We start from the raw sequence: 17935 nt of genomic DNA on the forward strand, positions 1-17935 counted from the left end.
CCACGGTCGATGCAGCTTTCGCCCGCAAACCGCTTCTCGTAGGGCTAATCGTCGGAAGGCCTATCTCAGTCATAGCGTAGGTCCGTTGGCGTAGACTTTGGCGAGGACCGACATATCAACGACATCGTCCGGCTTCGCTTTCACCCCAGTACGCGCGATGGTTGCGAAGCTGTCGGAAAGCAGCTGTGGCGATATTGTCGCAATGCCGTGTTCCTTCGTCCAGGTAGTAGAAATTAGGGCGTTTTGTGCAACTGATTCGCGCTGCTGTTGTTCCAAGTCGAGACCGAGGTCCTTGCCGTACTTCTGGACTGCGAGCTGGGCACCTAGATTCGGGTCATTGACCGAGATCTGCCATCCGCGCAAGACCGCACGCATGAAACCCTCGATCTTCTTTCGCTTGCCAGCATCAGCCAGGCTGGAACCATCGACGACGAATGCCTGAGTCGCCATTTGGTATCCGTAGTCAGAAAAGCTGAAGCCTTGTATGCCTGCGTCGATCATCTTCTGCTGGGTCGGCTCGTTGGTTAAATACGCCATTTGTCCATCAGTCTGACCGTCGAGCAATCCCGATGATTCCGTGGTCGGTACGACGGTAGCCTGATTCTTCGTTATCCCATTCATCGACGTAAACGCGTTCCAGGCAACAAGGTTGACTGCCGGTACTCCAATCCTCTTCCCGACCATGGCTTTAGGATTCGGTATTGGGTTCCTTTTCAAGCTCACGATGCCGTACGGAGTCTTCTGGAACAGGAAGCCGATCACTTTGAGGTTGGCGCCCTTCTGATCGGCGGCGGCAGCTTCGTCCAATCCGGTGACGCCGATCAACGCTTTGCCAGAGCTCACGACCGCCGGTACCGAAACCGTCGGCCCTCCGTTGATCATGCTGACAGTGACTCCCTCGTCCTTGAAGTAGCCCTTTTCCAGGCTGATCCAGGTTCCTGCATCCTCGATGTTTGGAAGCCAACCAAGTTGGTAGGCGACTGACGATCCGCTGTCGGCCGCGGAGTTGACCGACGACGAACACCCCGCTATCGCGAGTGCAGCCGCTATAGCGACGGTAGCTGCTGCGGGCCAGTGACGAGTCGGTCGCCTGCGCATGGTGACTCCTATTGAGTTGCGGATTTGGTTGTCTGTGGCTGTGGCTACAACATAAACAGTCGTCCGTTGCGTGCTTGTAAACTGATTGTTTCGATCTGCTGGGGATGTGCGACATGAGTGGTTCGACAGGATCTGTGGAACAATGCGAAGGGTGTCCCATCCGCTGCCCTCGACTTCGCCGCGCCGCATGACCGAGTCGCTCGACCCGGTGGATCAAGCCATCGTGGCGTTGTTGTGTGAGGACGGGAGGGTTCCGGTTGCACGGATCGCAGAACGGATCAACATATCCGCAGCCACCGCGCGACAACGTCTCGATCGACTTCTCGCGTCGCGTGATATCAGAGTGGTAGGGCTTGTGGACCCCGCGCTGCTGGGCACACCGGTCATGGCATACCTCGTTGTGGACACTGACGCCCGCACATCAAGTGTCGCCGGCGAACTCGCCCATATTGCGGAAGCTCAGTGGATCGCTACGGTGACTGACCTGGTTACCGTACTCGTCCAGGTCAGCACCAAGGACAACGCCTCGTTGGTTAAACTGATCGATGAGCGGATCCGGCCGGTCGCGGGAGTCAACACCGTCCGGGTCCAACACGTCCTACGCTCGTTCATCACTCCGTACGCGTTCGGCAGCAGCGCCAGTGGGACAGCTGAGCCAACCGCGTGGGTCGAAGGCGCCGGCCGAGGAATTGATGACGCCGATCGATTGATCCTAGGAGTCTTGCAGAGCGATGGCCGCGCCACCTTCACCGACCTCGCACACACCTGCGGGTTGTCAGTACCCGCAACTCGCCAACGGTTCCTCCGTCTGTCGAGCCGGTCTCTCGTCCGTATTCACTGCAGAATCGCTCCATCACTGCTCGGTATGCACGCCATCGGCACAATTCGAATACTTTGCCGCGCCAACTCAACACGCGTGGCTTCACGCCTCACGCAACTGCCCGAAGCAGTGTGGATGGCTCAGACCGCCGGACAGTACGACATGAACCTGGAAGTTATCTGTCGCGATCGCGAGCATCTCGCCGGTGTCTATCGACAGGTACGCGATATGGATGAAGTCGCTGAGAGTGTTCTCTTACCCCACCAAGATGTAGTCAAGCAAACCTCACGCTGGTCACACTGATCATCGGCAAACCATTGCCGGACAGCCGATATCGGATGTGGCGTGCGCGAAACAGTGAGACGTATCGACCGCCATTTGTATTCAAAACAAGTAGCGTTCGTACCCGCGATCCTCTTTGAACTTTGCGATGTCTGGGCTGTCTAGCGGTTTGGTCTGCGGTATTGCGGGTGGGCGTGCGGACGAACGGGTCGAGGCTCGCGATGACTTCACGATCGAAACACCGATACCACGCGCCCTGGCCTCGACCGCGAGGGCATCGAGAGCCGAAGCGCACAGGCGCGCACGAACGCCGCTGTGAAACTCGACAGCGTACGACGCGGGTGTATCCGCGCTCTTCCAAGCCTTTCAGTGCCCCGGCGGGGGCGCAACGCGCAGGTAGTAGGTGCCAGTGGCCAGCAGGCAGTGTCACGGCTCCCCTGCCGCCGCCATCCTTCGACACCTTCTTGAACTGGCGACAGGGAAGCGCGATGGCGGTGGTCTCACACGAGTGTTATCCCATTGTCCTCGAAGCCTCCGTCGGCCACGCATCGCACCACGTCGACGTTCCGCTCGAGCAGGGGAACTTTGAACTTCACGTTGCCTCACCCCCGAATCGTCTCTTACACGCATGCTCTGGATTGTCATTCCTCGCTCGACATGGCGGACTCGTGCCAGCGGCGCAACGTAACGGCCTCGATTGCGCGGATGATGCCAAACAGCAACAGCGAGACAAGGCTGGCAGCGATGACCGCCAGGAACAGACGTGAGGTCATCAACTGCTGAGCGGTAGAGGTGATGACGTACCCCAGTCCGCCTTCTCCCCCACCAATCCCTGCGACGAACTCACCAACGATGGCACCGACTACCGCAGAACCCGCTGCGATGCGCAGACCGGTCAGGATGTACGGCAACGCAAACGGTACACGTAGGACTATCAGCTGATGGGTCTTGTTCGCTCCAGCCATCTCGAACAGCTGCACGAGGTTGCGTTCGGTCGACTTCAAACCGGTCAGGGTGTTGGCAGCTACCGGGAAGACCGCGATGATCGCGGCGACGATCGTGTTTGTAGCAATGCCCGCACCCAGCCAAACAACCAAGATGGGCGCAACTGCAATGATCGGAATCGTTTGCAGCAGCACGAGATACGGGTACATTCCACGTTCGGCGAACGACCACCTGGACATAACGACGGCGGCCACGAAGCCTGCCACTGCCGCGATCACGAATCCGCCGTAGGCCTCCTGCATGGTGACCAATGTCGGCTGCACCAGCCCTGGGAGAGCCGGACCGAGTTCGTGAACCAAGTCACTTGGACTGGGTACGAGATAGTCGGGAATGTCGAACAAGATGGTGCACAGCTGCCAAACAGCAACCACGACCACGAGGATGACGGCGGGCGGCAACACCGTCCGAAGTATGCGGCCCGCGATTCGGCGATGGCGGCCGCGAGTAACAGGCAAGTCCGTGGTCGCGGTGGTCATGGGCTGTGGTGCGGTGCCGATGATGCTCATGCTGATGCCAATCTCGCGCCGATATATTCGGTCAAGCCGTCGAGAGCGTTCTGGTCGCGACAGTCAGTGGTGTCCTGAGTTGGTGGACTGGGTGATTTGATACGTTCCACAACATGACCTGGTCCTGTCGCCATCAAGATGATGGAGTGAGAGATCTTGACCGCTTCGCGGATGGAGTGGGTGATGAACAAGACCCCGAACTGACGTTGGGCCCAGAGCCGTATAAGTTCGTCGGCCATCCGTTCGCGGGTGAACTCGTCGAGGGCGGCGAAGGGTTCGTCCATCAGCATCAGCTCGGGTTCGGACGCCAATGCGCGGGCCAGGGACACCCGCATCTTCATGCCACCCGACAGCTCTCGCGGTAGTGCCTTCTGAAACTCACCCAACCCGACGAGACCGAGAGCTTCGACGGCCCGCCGCTTGGCTTCCGCCTTGGGGACCTTCCGGATGCGGGCGACAAGTTCGGTGTTGGTCAACACCGACCGCCACGCCAGCAGCGTCGGGTCCTGGAACACATACGAGTTCTGATCCGAGGTTGAGACAAAGGAGCCGGTCGTCGGCATGGACAGGCCTCCGGCAATACGCAGTAGCGTCGTCTTACCGCACCCTGATGGGCCCACGATGGTGACGATCTCGCCACGCTGCACGGTGAGGTCGACGGGTGCAAGTGCCCGGAAGCCGTTCGAGTACGTCTTGGTGACCTGTTCGAACGCTAGTAGCGGTGGTGCGGGGTCGGTGACAGCCATCGAGATCTCCGGAGCCGGATTCATAGTCATACGGATTCCTTTACAAACGCGCCGTTGCGATCGGCCACCGATGCCGAAAGTCGCGGTCGAAGAATTGGTCCAAACATCAGACAGAGCGGACGATCGCCGGGCTCAGCGCTGGCCATCGCGGGTCTCCTCGAAGGTCTCCTGGGTCAACGATGCAACGTCGGCGAGGTGTCGACGCATCGCGTCCCGCGCCCCGTCAGCACTTCCTGTCGCAATCGCTGCATAGATCGCCTTGTGTCCCAGGTAAGATACCTCACGCGCATGCCTTGTGGAATGCGACAGCACCCGGGTAGTGCAGGTCCATTGCCCGGCGAGTGTGTTAATCGCTGACATCAGATGGTTCTGTGATGCCGACGCGACGAGATTGTGAAACTCCAAGTCGTAGCGCAAGGACTCCTCAGGGGTTACGTCTGCGACGGGCCTCGTCAACACATCCTCAAGTGAACGCAAATTTCCAGAAGTCGCTCGAATCGCTGCCAACTCAGCGAGTTTCGGCTCGATGGTCTCCCGCAGCTGGGCGATATCACGCAGTTGGTGCTCCGCATCGGAGAGTTCGGAGTACATCGCGCTGACATGCTCCGGCGCCGGCATGACAATAGTACCGCGACCGGGCCGTCGCTCGATGAGATGCTTTGCCTTCAGATCGTGCATCGCCTCCCGCAGTGAGGCGCGAGAGATCCCCAGGTGCAGCGCCAACTCTCGTTCGGACGGAAGTCGATCTCCGGACCGGAGTTCGCCAGTGGCGATGAGCTTTTCGAGGTGCGCGGAAACCTCGTCGCCCACGCTGTCCCGGCCGCGCCACTGAGAGCGGCTCGGTGCGAGCAACTCCATCGGCACCATACGAGTTCTTGGCGACTCAACGGGCTGGACTATGTTCATCGGTGCACTTCCGAGTGTGGCCTGAGAGGCGTGGTTGGCCGGACCAATCCGGCTGTCTGGGCCGACCATAACCATCTTCTCGCGCCGTTGCCCACCGCACAATTGCGGCGCAACACGAATTTCACAATGGAAACATCCGGGCAATCCTCCTACTCCTCGGCTCTTCGTCACGCTGTGCAGCAACAGATCTGAGCAGATAGAGCCACGGAACGTCTGACGATCACAACGGTCTGCGCGGTGAACTTGCGCCGATGTTGCGCCATCGTGAACAAATTGCCGTTGAAGTTGCTCGGCGTCGGGGACCCACTTACGGTTCGCTTGGTCGGACCATTGCGGTCCGCCTCGCCTCTCGCCATCACCGAGCGACGTATCCCTTCTTCGATGGAGTAGCAATGCGTTGGGTTCACACCTTCAGGTTTCGCGTTGTCGTTCTCGCCATCGCCACAGCCTCAGCCTTGGCGCTCGCCGGCTGCGGCAGTAGTGCCGATAAGACCGACAACAACTCACTGTCCGTACAGTTGTCCTGGTTCAAAAACGCACAAAGCGGCGGATGGACAACGGCCATCACCGAGGGCTACCTTGCAGACGAGGGATTCCATAACGTCGATATTCGCGCTGGCGGCCCAAACGTCTCGACACTGACGCTCCTCGCTTCCGGAAAAGCCGACATCGCCGTCGCCACCATGGACAGCTACTTGCAGGCCCGCGACAAAGGTATCCCACTCACCGCGGTGTACAACGAGTTCTCCACGGCGCCCACCGGGATCTTTGTCAAGAAGAGCACCGGTTGGACGCAATGGAAGGATCTCGCCAACAAGACGTGGACAGTCGCGCCGATTGATCTGGGCTGGCAATGGGTGAAGAAGTCGCAGGGTATCGACTTCAAGACACAGAATTTCAACGGCTCGAACGCAGCGTTCATGGCCTCCCCTGATGCCATCACACAGGGGTACCCAACAAACACCGTGTACGAGGCGCGTCAACACGGATTCGAGCTAAATTACCTGGGCTATGCTTCAGCTGGATTCAATCCGTATGGCCAGATTCTTGTCGTTACCAAAGAATTCGCCAATAAGCACAAGGATGAGCTTGACCGGGCGCTACGTGCTTTGAGCAAGGGATGGACTGCGTATCTCACTAACGTCACTGCTGCCAAAAAGGCCAATGAGCAGATCATCAAGGATGATGACCAACTCGCCGCAGACGTCAACTGGTTCACCTGGGACGCCCAGCGCAAGTATGTGATCGGAACACAGGGCGGTAAGACGATGGGCGCGATGACCGATTCTCGCTGGAACCAGATAGTTAGTCAAATGAAGCAAATGGGTGCACTGTCCCAGGGATTCAACGCCACCGACCTGTTCGACAACGAGTTCGTCCCGGATGTCAAGATGCCGACCATCGACCAGCTGCCTCCCGCCCCTGCTGGCGTCTATCAAGGACCGCCGCCGGTCTTATAGCCAGCTCGTCGTGTCGGAGCCCCGCATTTCGAACACTCTCTAAGTGAGCGCAGCACGACCCGACACAAGCCCAGTCCCGCACATCAATGCCTAATCTCTCGAACCGAAAGGCCATCATGACAAGCACCGCCGAAAGCCCCGCCCTCGCGAACCTGATCGACGAGCTCGGAAACGTTCCGCACTCCACTGACCTCCGGCAACTGAAGGCCAAGAGTCGTGACCGGTTCGCGCAGAGTCCTGTTCTTCGCGAGGTGATGCGCGGACGGATCGCCGACATCTATATAGCACCACGATCGAAAGAGGAGTTGCGCGTCGCCGTTGCGTCATGCGCACGCAATCGAGTTCCCATCACCGTACGTGGAGGCGGTACCGGACAGTTCGGTCAAGCCGTTCCTCTCAGTGGCGGCGCAGTCATCGACGTCACCGGCATCACCGGCGTTACCGCGCGACGCCACGGGACCGTACGTGCGCTATGCGGAACGCTCGTCTCCGACATCGATGCGGAGATACGCCCCGCCGGATGGGAGCTGAGAATGCACCCGTCCACCGCCAAGCAGGCTACTATCGGTGGCTACCTCGCAGGCGGGCACGCCGGAATCGGCAGCTGTCAGTGGGGAATCCTGCGTGACCGTGGAAACATCGTGGCGCTCGAGGTGATGACCGTGGAGGAGGAACCTCGACTGATCGAGGTCGTCGGTTCTGATGTCAACATCGTGCACCACGCCTACGGAGCGAACGGCATCATCACCGAGGTCGAGTTGCCGACAGCGCCCGCCTGGAACTGGCAAGAACTGGTCATCAGCTTCCCTGACTTCGCGGCCGCAGCACGTTTCTCGGTCGACCTGTGCGAGAGCGAAGGAGTGCTGAAGAAGCTCGTCTCCATTCATCAAGATCCGCTACCCACCTACTTCCGCGAACTCGCCGACTTCATTCCGTCAGGCCACTCGATGGTGTTGGCGATGGTCGCCGAGCAATACCTGCCGAACGTCGAGGACCTGGTCGCCGAGAATGGCGGCTCGATCAGGAACTGCTCCCCCGAAGGAACGGGTTCGTACGGCATCCCGATCTACGAGTTCACCTGGGGTCACGCGATGATGAACTTCCAACGTGTGAATCGGAGCCTGATCGGGCAGCTGGCACTGTTTCCCAAAGAATCCTTGTATGAAACGATTGTGCGCATAAACCACGACTTCGCCGACTTGGGTCCGATGCATCTGGAGATGAAGCGTTTCGACGGTGCGCTATCTGCACAGGGCTCGCCGGTGTGGGAGTTCGAGAGTCAGGAACAGATGGCCGAGATCACGCGACGACTCGAGGAAGCCGGCCTGGTCATCGCCAACATTCATACCCCAACCCTGGCGGCAGGCGGGATGAAGCCGTGGTCTGACGCGGAGTCGAGCTTGAAGAGGGCAACTGACCCATACGGACTGCTAGCCCAGGGAAAGTCGGACGACGTGACAGAAAACGAAGTCACGACTTCCACCGCACTGCCATCCTCCGGATGGTCCTATCGCCTCACCGCGCCCGGATCCGCGCGTCACCTCGGAGATACGCCGTAACGAAGCGGCCGGCCTCACTTTCCTCGAAATCTCACTCGAGTTGTCATGTCTAGGCCAGTGGGCGCCTGCAAACTCCGCCCGTACCGTGACCGCCGCTGTCCCGCGACGATCACCGGTACGTCGGTGACCGCCTGGACGCCTCTTGAGACAGGGCCCCGACATGACCATCAGAGCACCCGAGACAGGAACGCGCGAGTCCGCTCGTGGGCTGGTTCGCTGAAGATCTGTTCCGGAGTGCCGGTCTCGACAACGGAGCCGTCCGCCATGAATACCACTCGATCGGATATGTTGCGAGCGAACCCCATCTCGTGCGTGACGACGACCATCGTCATGCCTGATTCTGCGAGATCCCGCATGACGGCGAGTACATCTCCGACGAGTTCCGGGTCGAGCGCCGATGTCGGTTCGTCGAACAGCATTGCGTGCGGGTCCATCGCAAGTGATCGGGCGATGGCGACGCGTTGCTTCTGGCCACCCGAGAGTTGCGCAGGTTTGGCGTCTGCTCGATCAGCAAGTCCTACCTGACCGAGGAGTTTCTCGGCCTTTGCGCTGGCTTCGTCACGTGTCAGACCGAGCACATGCCTCGGTCCGAGCGCTACGTTCTCCGCCGCGGTGAGGTGGGGGAAGAGGTTGAAGTGCTGAAAGACCATCCCCACCTTCACGTGTAGCGCACGTAGGTCGTAACGCCGAGCAGTGATGTCCTCCCCTTCGACCAGAACCCGACCACTTGTCGGAGACTCCAGCCCGTTGAGGCACCGCAGAAGCGTCGACTTGCCTCCGCCCGATGGGCCGATGACACAGACGACCTCACCACGCGCGACTTCGAGGTTGACGTCCTTCAATACTGCGTTGTCACCGAATTGTTTGTGCAGACTGTCGACTGAAATCATGAACGGGCCATCCTTCGTTCCAAAATCCTGGAAATAAAGGTCAAGACGTAGACGATGATGAAATAGAGGACCGCCAACTCAAAGAGAATGGTGAACGTCTCGAAGTTGGCAGCATATATTTCCTGCCCCTGGAACGTGAGCTCGGCGATACCAATCACAGAAAGAAGTGAGGTATCTTTGATCGTCATCGAGAATTGGTTGACAAATGCGGGTAGGACTGACCGAACCGCTTGCGGCAGAATCACCAGCCGCATCATCTGCAGCCGTTTGAGTCCAATCGACACACTGGCCTCGAACTGGCCGGCATCGACTCCCTGAATCCCGGCTCGGAAGATCTCCGACATGTATGCCGTAACATACAGACTCATCGCGAGTATGCCGGCATAGATCGCCTCCATGTGGATTCCGAGGAGGCTAGGGATTCCAAAATATATGAATAGTATCTGCACCAGCAAGGGCGTGCCACGGAATATGTTGACATACACTCTCGCGATTCCGCGGACGATTGAACTCTTCGCCAACGTCATGAAACATAGGCAAAGGCCTAGAATCGATGCGATGACCAGCGATATGACGGTCACATAGACGGTAACCTTCATACCGCTGAGTAGCGTCGGGAGTGCGTCAATTAGCACATTGAAGAAATTGCTCACGTAAGATGGGCTTTCGAGTCGCTGCAGTGCTGCATTCTGAGACGGCGGGCCGCGGTGGCGGCCCGCCGTTGAGGGTCAGTTCATTTGATACTTGGTCTTCAGCTTCGCCAGAGTGCCATCGGACTTCAGCTGCGTGAGCGCTTGATTGAACCCTTCGACCAGCTTGCTGTTCTTCTGGAATGCCAAACCGACGGGAGTTTCGTCGAGCTGCTTTATTGCAACAAGCTCGGTGCCGTCCGTCTTTTCTTTGTAGGCGATGACTGCGGAATCGTCGACGAGCGCATCTGCGGTGCCGTTGCTCAGCGCCAGGAACATCGAGGGCTCATCAGGCAGAAGTATCACCGATGCGCCGTACTGATCCGCGACCTTCTGGGCGGCGGCAGCACTCGAGGCGCCCTTTTTCGCCACGATCTTCTTGCCCTTCAGCATCTCAGGGCTCTTGATCTCACTACCCTTCGAGACCACCAGCTCGTTTCCGTCGCTGTAGTAGGAATTCGAGAACGAGATCGCCTTCTTTCGTTCGGGCGTGATAAAGAATCCGCCCGCCGCAGCGTCGACAGTGTGCGACTGGAGTGCCGGAATCATCGCGTCGAAGTTCATGTACTTGTACGAGACGTTCCAATTCTCCTTCTTCGCCACGTCGGAGAGTAGCTCGACCTCGAATCCGGTAAGTTGGCCCTTGTCCATGTATTCAAATGGGGGGCCACTGTTGATCATGCCGACTTCAACGTTTTTCCTCCCCGATGCATCGGTGGACCCGGAACCGTCGGTAGTACAGGCGGCCAGTCCCACGATGGCGGCACATAGGATGGCTGTGGTCAGAACTCGCTTCACTGTGTCTCTTCCTCAGGGTGACGAACACTCGGCACGCGGAGGTGCGCCGAGTCAGTACTTCAACGGACTGTTGAAGTTGATGCTAACGCAGTGGCAATCGACTTGTGGCTACATTGGCAGAAAGTAACAACGAGTTAACGGATGCCTCGGTGTGATCGCCGGGTACGTACGGGAGGGCGAGATGGACTACCCGCAGGTCAAGAAGACACTGGACGGCGAGCGGCTCATGTCGATGTTCGAGCGGATGGTCGATCCCTTGGGTGCCGCGTTGCCATCGTCGTGTGAGATCGTGCTCCACGACTTCAGTAAGCTTCCCAGCTCGATCGTTGCCATTCACGGGACGCTCACCGGCCGCAAACCGGGTGACCCCATCACCGATCTGCTCTTGCGCCAAGCGGTGAACGATGACCAAGCCGACAGCATCGTCGGCTACACGACGCACGCCCCTGACGGACGACGCCTGTGGTCGTCAACGTTCTTTGTCCGTGACTCGACCGGTCAGCTACAGGGCGCTCTCTGCGTGAACGTGGATGTGTCGCAGTGGGAAGCCATCGAGCGCATCGCCCGCGCAATACTTCCGCCAGGCGTGGGCGAACCGCTACTCGAAGGGCTGGATCTGGGCCACACCGATCCGGCGCGGGAGCAGTTCGTCTCCGACCTGAACGAGCTCAGCGAACGAATGCTCGCCTCTTGCATCGAGCAGCAGAACACTCCCGTCTCGAGCCTGAAGAAGCATCAGAAGGTCGAGATTGTCCGCAATCTCCGGGAACGCGGATTCTTCATGCTCAAGGAAGCCACCGATCTCGTTGCTGACGCACTCAAGGTATCCAAGTTCACGATCTACAACTACCTCAACGAAATCGAATCCGAGGCAGGCGGTTCGTGAGTCTGGCCGGGTCAGCTTGAAGTCTCGGTCGCATCCGCACCCGGGAACGACCCCTCGCTCTGCAGTAGCGAATTCACCCGAACGTCGCGGGTTCGTTGCAGGTGTGTCCGGATCAGCTCGCGAGCCAGAGCGGCGTCGTTGTCGCGCATCGCCTCGATGATTCGAAGATGCTCATCGTGGCTGTGTTTCAGGTTGTCCGAGCCGGCCAGCGACGGTGTCTCGTACAGCGCCAACTGCGATGAGAGGCGTTCGAGGACCTCGCCGATCGTCTGGTTGCGGGACGCCCCGGCCAGCACCTGATGCCAGCGTGCATGCAACTGCCGCGCCCGATTCGGATCCTTCTCGGCGACCGCACTCTCGTGCACCAGGGCGAGCCGCGCGAAGTCGATCTCCGTCGCGTGCCGGATCGCCGTCTCCACCGCTTCGGCCTCCAGCGCGATGCGCACTTGGTAGATGTCGTAGATCTCGTCGGGTGTCCGCGTGCGTACGACCGATCCGCGGGGACCTCGTTCGACGAGGCCGTCGGCCTCCAGACGCAACAGGGCCTCACGGATCGGGGCGCGCGACACCCCGTGCCGGTTGCTCAGCGCCACTTCATGCAGCGGCTCACCCGGCGACGGGTTCCCGGCCAGGATCTCCTGACGAAGCACCTGGTACAGGGCGCCCCGCGTGCCGCCGGGCTCCTCGACGGCCTCTGCTTCCCCGCGGGTTTGTCGTGCCACGTCCCCTCCTCGTTTCACTGCAACTGTCCACTGCTTGTACCCGACCGTGCAGGCGTTGACGAACTCCCGCCCGACTAAATGATCACGCTGCTCAAAAGTCTTGAGTACTGGATGCTACCGCGGTACGAAGACATATGTCGACAGATGTCGACAGCCATATACGCAGGAGAGTCGAGGCACGTCGTGGGCCGAGTGCAGCAGGATGGGGAGTCGCTCGTCCTCGTCGCCACGGCAATGGGGCTCGGTATGCGTTTGGGTGCGTGGCGTCATCGCGACCGCGTCGACAACCTTCCGCGGACGGCTTCGCCCTGATGATCGACGTCCTGCCCGACGGCCTCGAAACCTTCGTCAACGAGGTCGTCCCGCGACTGCAGGACAAAGGACTGTTCCGCGCGACCTACCGCGGCACCACGTTGCGTGAGGACCTCGGTCTCGCACTTCCACCCACCATCTGACCAATCACCCCACACCGAGAAGGGCAGGAAACAATGCTGCAGGTTTCGCGAATCGACCTGACCGAGGCCAAGACGTTGATCGACGCGGCCACCGAACGTTCGAGAGAGATCGGGGTGCCGATGTGCATCGCCGTCGTCGACGAGAGCGGCTACCTCGTCGCATTCGACCGCATGGACGACGCGAAGATCACCAGCGTGTCCATCGCCATCGACAAGGCCTTCACCGCGGCCGGCGCACGCAACACCACCGCGTTCTACGGCGGCGTGTCGCAACCCGGTGGGCTCGCCTGGGGCATCAACCAGACCAATGACGGACACTTCAACGTGATCGCCGGTGGCATTCCGATCATCGTCGACGGCCGGGTCATCGGCGGAATCGGTTTGAGCGGTGGAACTTCCGTGCAGGACGACGACGTCGCCGCCTATGCCGTCGAGCACCCGAACATCGCCGGATCGGCGTCACCCGCATCCTCCGAGGGGGCGCGCTGATGCCGACATCGATCACGCCTCCGACCGGCGTCATCGGGGCGGCACTGACCCCGTTCACACCCGACGGCACCGTCAACCGCGACCGCCTCGACGATCTGCTCGACCTCCTGTCCGGGCACTGCGACGCCATCTCGGTCCTGGGCGCCGAGGTCACCGAATACCAGGTCCTCGGGCTCCGGGAGCGGCAGCAGATCCTGTCCGGCGCGCTCGACACGGTCAACAAACGCGTGCCCGTGCTCGCCGGAGTGTCACATGCGTCGGCAGCCGAGGTGGTGCGCCTGGCCGAGCACGCGGCCTCGGCCGGCGCCGACTTCGCCCAGGTACTCATCCCGCGCCACCCTGGCGGAAACCCGGCCAGCACAACCGATCTCGTCACCTACTTCGAGCAGATCGCCGCCGCGAGTCCGCTGCCGATCATCGCCTACCACAACCCGGGCCAGGGCACCGACGCCGACGTGGCGACGATGGTGGAGCTCAGCACGATCGACGGGATCGTCGGCTTCAAGGAGAGTTCCCGCGACCTCATCAAGATCGGCAGACTGTGCGCCGAGATCGACGAGGCCGGACACGCCCGCTACTACACCACCATGCAGGCCCTGCTCACCACACTGACCCTCGGCGGTTCGGGTGCCATGATGCCGCCGCCCGGGACCATTGTCGGTTCACGGGTGGTGGCCGCCTACCGCAACGGCGACCACGCTCTGGCAGCCCAGTGGCAGAAGCACTTTCGCACGTTCCCGGCGGTGTGGTCCAAGTACGGGTTGACCACGACGATGAAGGCCGCGATGGGCGCCCTCGGCTACGACGTCGGTGCGCCGGCCGCCCCGTTCCAGCCGATGCCCGAACACGATGCCGCACGCCTGGCCCAGCACCTCGAGTCGCTCGATCTGACTGCCGCACTACCGAACCCGGCCGCACCCGACACCGTGAAAGGTGCCACCACATGACCACGTCGATCGAGTCGCCGGTTGTCGACGCGCGAGAGCGCAGCGGCCGGCGCCACGCCTTCGTCGGCGCATATATGGGTTGGATGTTCGACGGCTACGAAACATTCGCGACGGTGCTCGTCGCGTCCTTCGTCGTCAACGATCTGGTCGGACCGGGCGCGGCCGGACGCAATGCGTACTACGTCGGCGGCATCCTGGCGATCACACTCTTGTCCTGGGCGGTCGGCGGCCTGGTGTCGGGTGTGCTGGCCGATCGGTTCGGCCGTCGACGCGTCATGCTGGTGTCGATCCTCTGGTATGCGATCTGTGCCGGACTGACCGCGCTCGCCCCGACCTACGGCATTCTGCTACTGCTGCGGTTCTTCACCGGGTTGGGAATGGGCGCGGAATGGGGTGGCGGAAGCACGCTTGTCGCCGAGACCGCACCTCCGCGGCGACGTGGCCTGCGGATCGCGCTCTTGCAGAGCGGTTTCGGTGTGGGTTTCCTCATCGCGACCGGGGTATGGCAGCTGGTGAATCAGGGCAACCCCGGCGACTGGCGATGGATGTACGTGATCGGCGTGCTGCCGGCGCTGCTCACCCTCTACATCCGCCGTTCCGCCTTCGACTCCCCGCTGTGGGTCAAGGCTGATCAGCAGCGTAAGGCCGTGACCGATGCGCTGGCGTCCGGGGTGCTGGGCACCGCGGACGCGGGTGAGATCGTGCAACCCCGTCTGCGCCAACTGTTCTCCCATTCCGACTACCGGCGTCGCGTCATCATGCTCACGTTCGGGGCGCTGGCGTCGATGGTCGGCTGGTGGGCGGTGTCGACGTGGATTCCGGTGTACGCCAAGTCCATGCTGGCCGGCACCACCGGCGACATCGCCGCCTCGGTCACCCTCGTGGTGTTCGTCTACAACGCCGCCGGTGTGCTCGGATATCTCGTGAACGGATGGCTCGCCGACATCGTCGGCCGCAAGCCGGTGATCTTCGGTTACTTCGTCGCCTCGGTGGCCTTCACACCCTGCCTGTTCTTGCTGCCCGATGATCGGGCGTCCCTGATCTTCTGGTCCGCCATCAACGGCTTCTTCACCCTCGGGCAGATGACCTGGCTGGCGCTGTACCCCAGCGAGCTGTTCCCGACCAATGTCCGCGCCACCGGCATGACCCTGGTGTTCAACCTGGCGCGGTTCCCGGCCGCGATCGGCGCGCTGATCAGCGCGTCACTGATCACCGCCTTCGGCTCGATCGCGGTGGCCGCCGTCGTGATCGGTTGTATCGCCTACGGATTGGGCGTGCTGGTCACCTGGTTCCTCGGCCCGGAGACACGAGGCACCGAGCTGCCCGGCCCGACGCAGGTCGTCGCCACCGAGAAAATGAAAGAGAGCGCACATGAGTGACCGCACACGCGACACGCTCACCCGGCCACGGTCCCCGCTGGAGGATCCGGCCAGCCCGCTGTCACGGATCGCCCGCCAACCGATGATGCTCGGGCTGTTCCTGCCGACCCAGACCGGCGGATTCTCCCAGTCGTCGTATCCCCGTGACACGCGTTGGGATTTCGAGTACAACCGCAACCTCACCCAGAAGGCCGAGTCCTATGGCTTCGACTTCGTGTTCGGCCTCCAGCAGTGGGTCAAGAAGGGCGGTTTCGGCGGCGAGACCAACTATCGGGAGAACTTCCTGGACCCGTTCATCTCCACGGTCGCCCTCGCGCCCGTGACGAGCCGGATCATCACCATCTCGACGGTCCACGTCCTGTACGGGTCGTGGCATCCGCTGCACCTGGCCAGGTTCGCCGCCACCGCCGATCACATCGCCCAGGGACGCTTCGGGCTCAACATCGTGACCGGTTACGATGCCCGCGAACCACTCATGTTCGGGATGAACCGCATCGAGCACGACGAAAGATACCGGCGGGCAGACGAGTTCACGTCGGTGATGGAAGATCTGTGGGCCGGCGACGAGGACCTGACCTTCCGCGGCACGTGGTATGAGCTGCAGGACGCCTACGTGTCACCCCGACCCACGTTCGGTCGGCCGATCATGGTGTCGGCCAGCGCTTCTGCGGCCGGCTTCGACTTCGCGGCCGACCATTCCGACATCGTCTTCACCTCCAGCCGGTCGGGGGCGCCGTACGACGATGCCATGAAGTCGTTGCCGGGCATCGCCTCCGAGATCGATGCTGCCTTCACCCGGACGCAACGGCCGCACAAGACGATCGTCTTCCCGATGGTGATCTGCCGTGAGACGAGAGAAGAGGCCTACGCCTACCGCGACCGGATCGTGGCGCAGGCCGACAAGGCGTCGATCGTCAACTACGACGCCCGCCACAAGGCCGGTGACGCGCAGGGCTGGCCCGAACATGTACCGGCCGACCGCGTCCTGGGCGGCCACGTACAGATCATCGGCAGTCCGACCGACGTCGCCGACCAGATCGAAGGCCTGCACGCCGCCGGCATCGACGGCGTGCAACTCGGGTTCTACGACTACGGACCGGAACTGGACTTCTTCGCCGAAGCGGTACTGCCGATCCTCACCGCCCGCGGTCTCCGCATCCCGGACCCGGTGGTGACGACATGAACGGAGCAGACACGGTGGACCAGTTCGTCCGAATCGACCATGACGACGCGGTCAGCACGATCACGCTGGCGAATCCGGCGCGCGGCAACATGCTGACGTATGCCGCGATGAACCAACTGATCGACGCCCTGCGCGCAGTGCATGAACGGCGGCCGGTGCTGCTGGTGATCCGAGCCGACGGCGACGATTTCTGTCTCGGACGCGACCAGGGCGAAAAGCCCGAAGGAATCACCAAAGCACAGTCCCTGCAATTGATCCTGGTCGCCAACGACCTCCTGCGAACCTTCGAAGGTGTCAGCGTGTGCGTTGTCCAGGGCCGAGCACTCGGCTTCGGCAGCGGGTTGGCGGTGCAGAGCGACATCACCGTGGCCGCCGAGAGCGCCGTGCTCGGCTTCGACGAGGTCGCCCACGGGCTCGCCCCACTCGTCGTCGCGGAGTACCTGCCCGGCCTGGTGGGGCCCAGAGCGACCGCCGACCTCGTGTTCACCGGACGCCTGGTGTCGGCAGCAGAAGCGCTGCGGATCGGCCTGGTCAGTCGAGTCGTCCCGGATGCGGCGCTGGCCGACGAGGCGGCTGCACTCTCAGAAGGTTTACTCGCCACCGAGCCAGGAGCGCTGCGACTGCTCAAGAGCTACTCCACGCGGCTGCGACGCGGGGAACTCGACGACCCTCCCGCCCAGGCCGTCGCGGAACTCGACAGCTGGCTCAGTGCCGGCCGGCCGGCGTTTCCGGGGGTGTGATGCTCGCCGGATTGATGAAATACATCCGTGTGATTCTGTGAGGTCGGCTGTCAGCTGTGTGCAGACAGCAGTCGAGCGCCTATCGTGGGTGCTGGCCTGCCCGTATGGGCAAGTTGGAACGCACGCTGGCCACCATGCGTTCTAGTACTACAGCCGTAGTTCGCGGTCTGTGGTGTGCTGCGGCGTGTTTGCGCTGGTGAGGGCGACTGCCGGGGCATGATTTGTGGTTTGTGAAGACAACAAAGATGCCCGCGGCAGCCGCGGGTTTGAGGGTAGACCATGACCGGTGGCAGGCAGGACTGGACTCGGTGATCGACACGATCGGGCCGCGGTTCGCCCGCTGCGACGCCGCTCGCAACGCGGGCGCGTTTGTGT

Annotated in this window: 18 protein-coding genes; 10 read left to right on the forward strand and 8 right to left on the reverse strand. The window is 61.4% G+C overall.

The window, feature by feature from the left end:
• Window positions 1-69: 69 nt before the first annotated feature.
• Window positions 70-1098: an ABC transporter substrate-binding protein gene (locus ACLQ3C_RS10425; RefSeq protein WP_425704981.1), complete on the reverse strand. Its 1029-nt coding sequence runs from the start codon at window positions 1096-1098 to the stop codon at window positions 70-72.
• A 151-nt stretch (window positions 1099-1249) separates the two neighbouring features.
• Here ACLQ3C_RS10425 and ACLQ3C_RS10430 point away from each other — a divergent pair, with 151 nt between their 5' ends.
• On the forward strand, window positions 1250-2221 hold the full coding sequence (locus tag ACLQ3C_RS10430) for an Lrp/AsnC family transcriptional regulator (protein WP_425704982.1): 972 nt from the start codon (window positions 1250-1252) through the stop codon (window positions 2219-2221).
• A gap of 620 nt (window positions 2222-2841) precedes the next feature.
• Here ACLQ3C_RS10430 and ACLQ3C_RS10435 read toward each other — a convergent pair.
• The 3 genes from ACLQ3C_RS10435 to ACLQ3C_RS10445 all read right to left on the reverse strand — a co-directional run bounded on the left by ACLQ3C_RS10435 (window position 2842) and on the right by ACLQ3C_RS10445 (window position 5315).
• Window positions 2842-3711, reverse strand: coding sequence for an ABC transporter permease (locus ACLQ3C_RS10435; protein ID WP_425704983.1), 870 nt, complete (start codon window positions 3709-3711; stop codon window positions 2842-2844).
• The gene (locus ACLQ3C_RS10440) at window positions 3708-4487 is read right to left on the reverse strand and encodes an ABC transporter ATP-binding protein (protein ID WP_425704984.1); all 780 of its coding nucleotides are present in this window, start codon (window positions 4485-4487) and stop codon (window positions 3708-3710) included. The genes ACLQ3C_RS10435 and ACLQ3C_RS10440 overlap by 4 nt, the downstream gene beginning before the upstream one ends.
• A 102-nt stretch (window positions 4488-4589) precedes the next feature.
• On the reverse strand, window positions 4590-5315 hold the full coding sequence (locus ACLQ3C_RS10445) for a FadR/GntR family transcriptional regulator (protein WP_425704985.1): 726 nt from the start codon (window positions 5313-5315) through the stop codon (window positions 4590-4592).
• 440 nt (window positions 5316-5755) lie between these two features.
• Between ACLQ3C_RS10445 and ACLQ3C_RS10450 the strand changes: the two genes are divergently transcribed.
• Both ACLQ3C_RS10450 and ACLQ3C_RS10455 read left to right on the forward strand, forming a co-directional pair.
• The gene (locus tag ACLQ3C_RS10450) at window positions 5756-6823 is read left to right on the forward strand and encodes an ABC transporter substrate-binding protein (RefSeq protein WP_425704986.1); all 1068 of its coding nucleotides are present in this window, start codon (window positions 5756-5758) and stop codon (window positions 6821-6823) included.
• Between the two features lie 116 nt (window positions 6824-6939).
• Complete coding sequence (locus ACLQ3C_RS10455) at window positions 6940-8382, forward strand: FAD-binding oxidoreductase (protein ID WP_425704987.1); 1443 nt, start codon at window positions 6940-6942, stop codon at window positions 8380-8382.
• Between the two features lie 167 nt (window positions 8383-8549).
• Here ACLQ3C_RS10455 and ACLQ3C_RS10460 read toward each other — a convergent pair whose 3' ends face one another.
• From ACLQ3C_RS10460 to ACLQ3C_RS10470, 3 genes are all read right to left on the reverse strand, one after another.
• Window positions 8550-9272, reverse strand: coding sequence for an amino acid ABC transporter ATP-binding protein (locus tag ACLQ3C_RS10460; RefSeq protein WP_425704988.1), 723 nt, complete (start codon window positions 9270-9272; stop codon window positions 8550-8552).
• Window positions 9269-9925 (reverse strand): amino acid ABC transporter permease, encoded by a 657-nt coding sequence (locus tag ACLQ3C_RS10465; protein WP_425704989.1) that lies wholly within the window; start codon window positions 9923-9925, stop codon window positions 9269-9271. The genes ACLQ3C_RS10460 and ACLQ3C_RS10465 overlap by 4 nt, the downstream gene beginning before the upstream one ends.
• Before the next feature lie 75 nt (window positions 9926-10000).
• Window positions 10001-10759: a transporter substrate-binding domain-containing protein gene (locus ACLQ3C_RS10470; protein ID WP_425704990.1), complete on the reverse strand. Its 759-nt coding sequence runs from the start codon at window positions 10757-10759 to the stop codon at window positions 10001-10003.
• A 181-nt stretch (window positions 10760-10940) separates the two neighbouring features.
• On the opposite strand from ACLQ3C_RS10470, the gene ACLQ3C_RS10475 reads away from it, so the two are divergent.
• On the forward strand, window positions 10941-11645 hold the full coding sequence (locus tag ACLQ3C_RS10475; protein WP_425704991.1) for a helix-turn-helix transcriptional regulator: 705 nt from the start codon (window positions 10941-10943) through the stop codon (window positions 11643-11645).
• A gap of 11 nt (window positions 11646-11656) precedes the next feature.
• Here the strand turns inward: ACLQ3C_RS10475 and ACLQ3C_RS10480 are convergent, their stop codons facing one another.
• A complete protein-coding gene (locus tag ACLQ3C_RS10480) occupies window positions 11657-12367 on the reverse strand; it encodes a GntR family transcriptional regulator (RefSeq protein WP_425704992.1) in 711 nt (236 codons plus the stop codon).
• Window positions 12368-12627: 260 nt separating this feature from the next.
• Here ACLQ3C_RS10480 and ACLQ3C_RS10485 point away from each other — a divergent pair, with 260 nt between their 5' ends.
• From ACLQ3C_RS10485 to ACLQ3C_RS10510, 6 genes are read left to right on the forward strand one after another with little or no spacing between them, the layout of a single operon-like run.
• Window positions 12628-12822, forward strand: coding sequence for a hypothetical protein (locus ACLQ3C_RS10485; protein ID WP_425704993.1), 195 nt, complete (start codon window positions 12628-12630; stop codon window positions 12820-12822).
• 33 nt (window positions 12823-12855) lie between these two features.
• Window positions 12856-13311, forward strand: coding sequence for a GlcG/HbpS family heme-binding protein (locus ACLQ3C_RS10490; protein WP_425704994.1), 456 nt, complete (start codon window positions 12856-12858; stop codon window positions 13309-13311).
• Window positions 13311-14258 carry a dihydrodipicolinate synthase family protein gene (locus tag ACLQ3C_RS10495; protein ID WP_425704995.1) on the forward strand — a complete coding sequence of 316 codons (948 nt, stop codon included), beginning with the start codon at window positions 13311-13313 and terminating at the stop codon, window positions 14256-14258. The genes ACLQ3C_RS10490 and ACLQ3C_RS10495 overlap by 1 nt, the downstream gene beginning before the upstream one ends.
• Entirely contained in the window at window positions 14255-15637 is a 1383-nt protein-coding gene (locus tag ACLQ3C_RS10500; RefSeq protein ID WP_425704996.1) for an MFS transporter, read from the forward strand. Before ACLQ3C_RS10495 ends, ACLQ3C_RS10500 begins: the two co-directional genes overlap by 4 nt.
• Window positions 15630-16820, forward strand: a complete 1191-nt coding sequence (locus ACLQ3C_RS10505; RefSeq protein WP_425704997.1) for an LLM class flavin-dependent oxidoreductase — start codon at window positions 15630-15632, stop codon at window positions 16818-16820. Before ACLQ3C_RS10500 ends, ACLQ3C_RS10505 begins: the two co-directional genes overlap by 8 nt.
• Window positions 16817-17560 (forward strand): enoyl-CoA hydratase/isomerase family protein, encoded by a 744-nt coding sequence (locus tag ACLQ3C_RS10510; RefSeq protein WP_425704998.1) that lies wholly within the window; start codon window positions 16817-16819, stop codon window positions 17558-17560. The genes ACLQ3C_RS10505 and ACLQ3C_RS10510 overlap by 4 nt, the downstream gene beginning before the upstream one ends.
• Window positions 17561-17935 lie beyond the last annotated feature (375 nt).

The organism is Gordonia sp. DT30 (assembly GCF_049844915.1).
Taxonomy (GTDB): Bacteria; Actinomycetota; Actinomycetes; order Mycobacteriales; family Mycobacteriaceae; genus Gordonia.

What these genes read in the sequence shown, in the direction of transcription:
- ACLQ3C_RS10425 (WP_425704981.1), bottom strand. Translation starts at nt 1,098, where the DNA reads ATGCGCAGGCGACCGACTCGTCACTGGCCCGCAGCAGCTACCGTCGCT.
- ACLQ3C_RS10435 (WP_425704983.1), bottom strand. Translation starts at nt 3,711, where the DNA reads ATGAGCATCATCGGCACCGCACCACAGCCCATGACCACCGCGACCACG.
- ACLQ3C_RS10440 (WP_425704984.1), bottom strand. Translation starts at nt 4,487, where the DNA reads ATGACTATGAATCCGGCTCCGGAGATCTCGATGGCTGTCACCGACCCC.
- ACLQ3C_RS10445 (WP_425704985.1), bottom strand. Translation starts at nt 5,315, where the DNA reads ATGGAGTTGCTCGCACCGAGCCGCTCTCAGTGGCGCGGCCGGGACAGC.
- ACLQ3C_RS10450 (WP_425704986.1), top strand. Translation starts at nt 5,756, where the DNA reads ATGCGTTGGGTTCACACCTTCAGGTTTCGCGTTGTCGTTCTCGCCATC.
- ACLQ3C_RS10455 (WP_425704987.1), top strand. Translation starts at nt 6,940, where the DNA reads ATGACAAGCACCGCCGAAAGCCCCGCCCTCGCGAACCTGATCGACGAG.
- ACLQ3C_RS10460 (WP_425704988.1), bottom strand. Translation starts at nt 9,272, where the DNA reads ATGATTTCAGTCGACAGTCTGCACAAACAATTCGGTGACAACGCAGTA.
- ACLQ3C_RS10475 (WP_425704991.1), top strand. Translation starts at nt 10,941, where the DNA reads ATGGACTACCCGCAGGTCAAGAAGACACTGGACGGCGAGCGGCTCATG.
- ACLQ3C_RS10490 (WP_425704994.1), top strand. Translation starts at nt 12,856, where the DNA reads ATGCTGCAGGTTTCGCGAATCGACCTGACCGAGGCCAAGACGTTGATC.
- ACLQ3C_RS10495 (WP_425704995.1), top strand. Translation starts at nt 13,311, where the DNA reads ATGCCGACATCGATCACGCCTCCGACCGGCGTCATCGGGGCGGCACTG.
- ACLQ3C_RS10500 (WP_425704996.1), top strand. Translation starts at nt 14,255, where the DNA reads ATGACCACGTCGATCGAGTCGCCGGTTGTCGACGCGCGAGAGCGCAGC.
- ACLQ3C_RS10505 (WP_425704997.1), top strand. Translation starts at nt 15,630, where the DNA reads ATGAGTGACCGCACACGCGACACGCTCACCCGGCCACGGTCCCCGCTG.
- ACLQ3C_RS10510 (WP_425704998.1), top strand. Translation starts at nt 16,817, where the DNA reads ATGAACGGAGCAGACACGGTGGACCAGTTCGTCCGAATCGACCATGAC.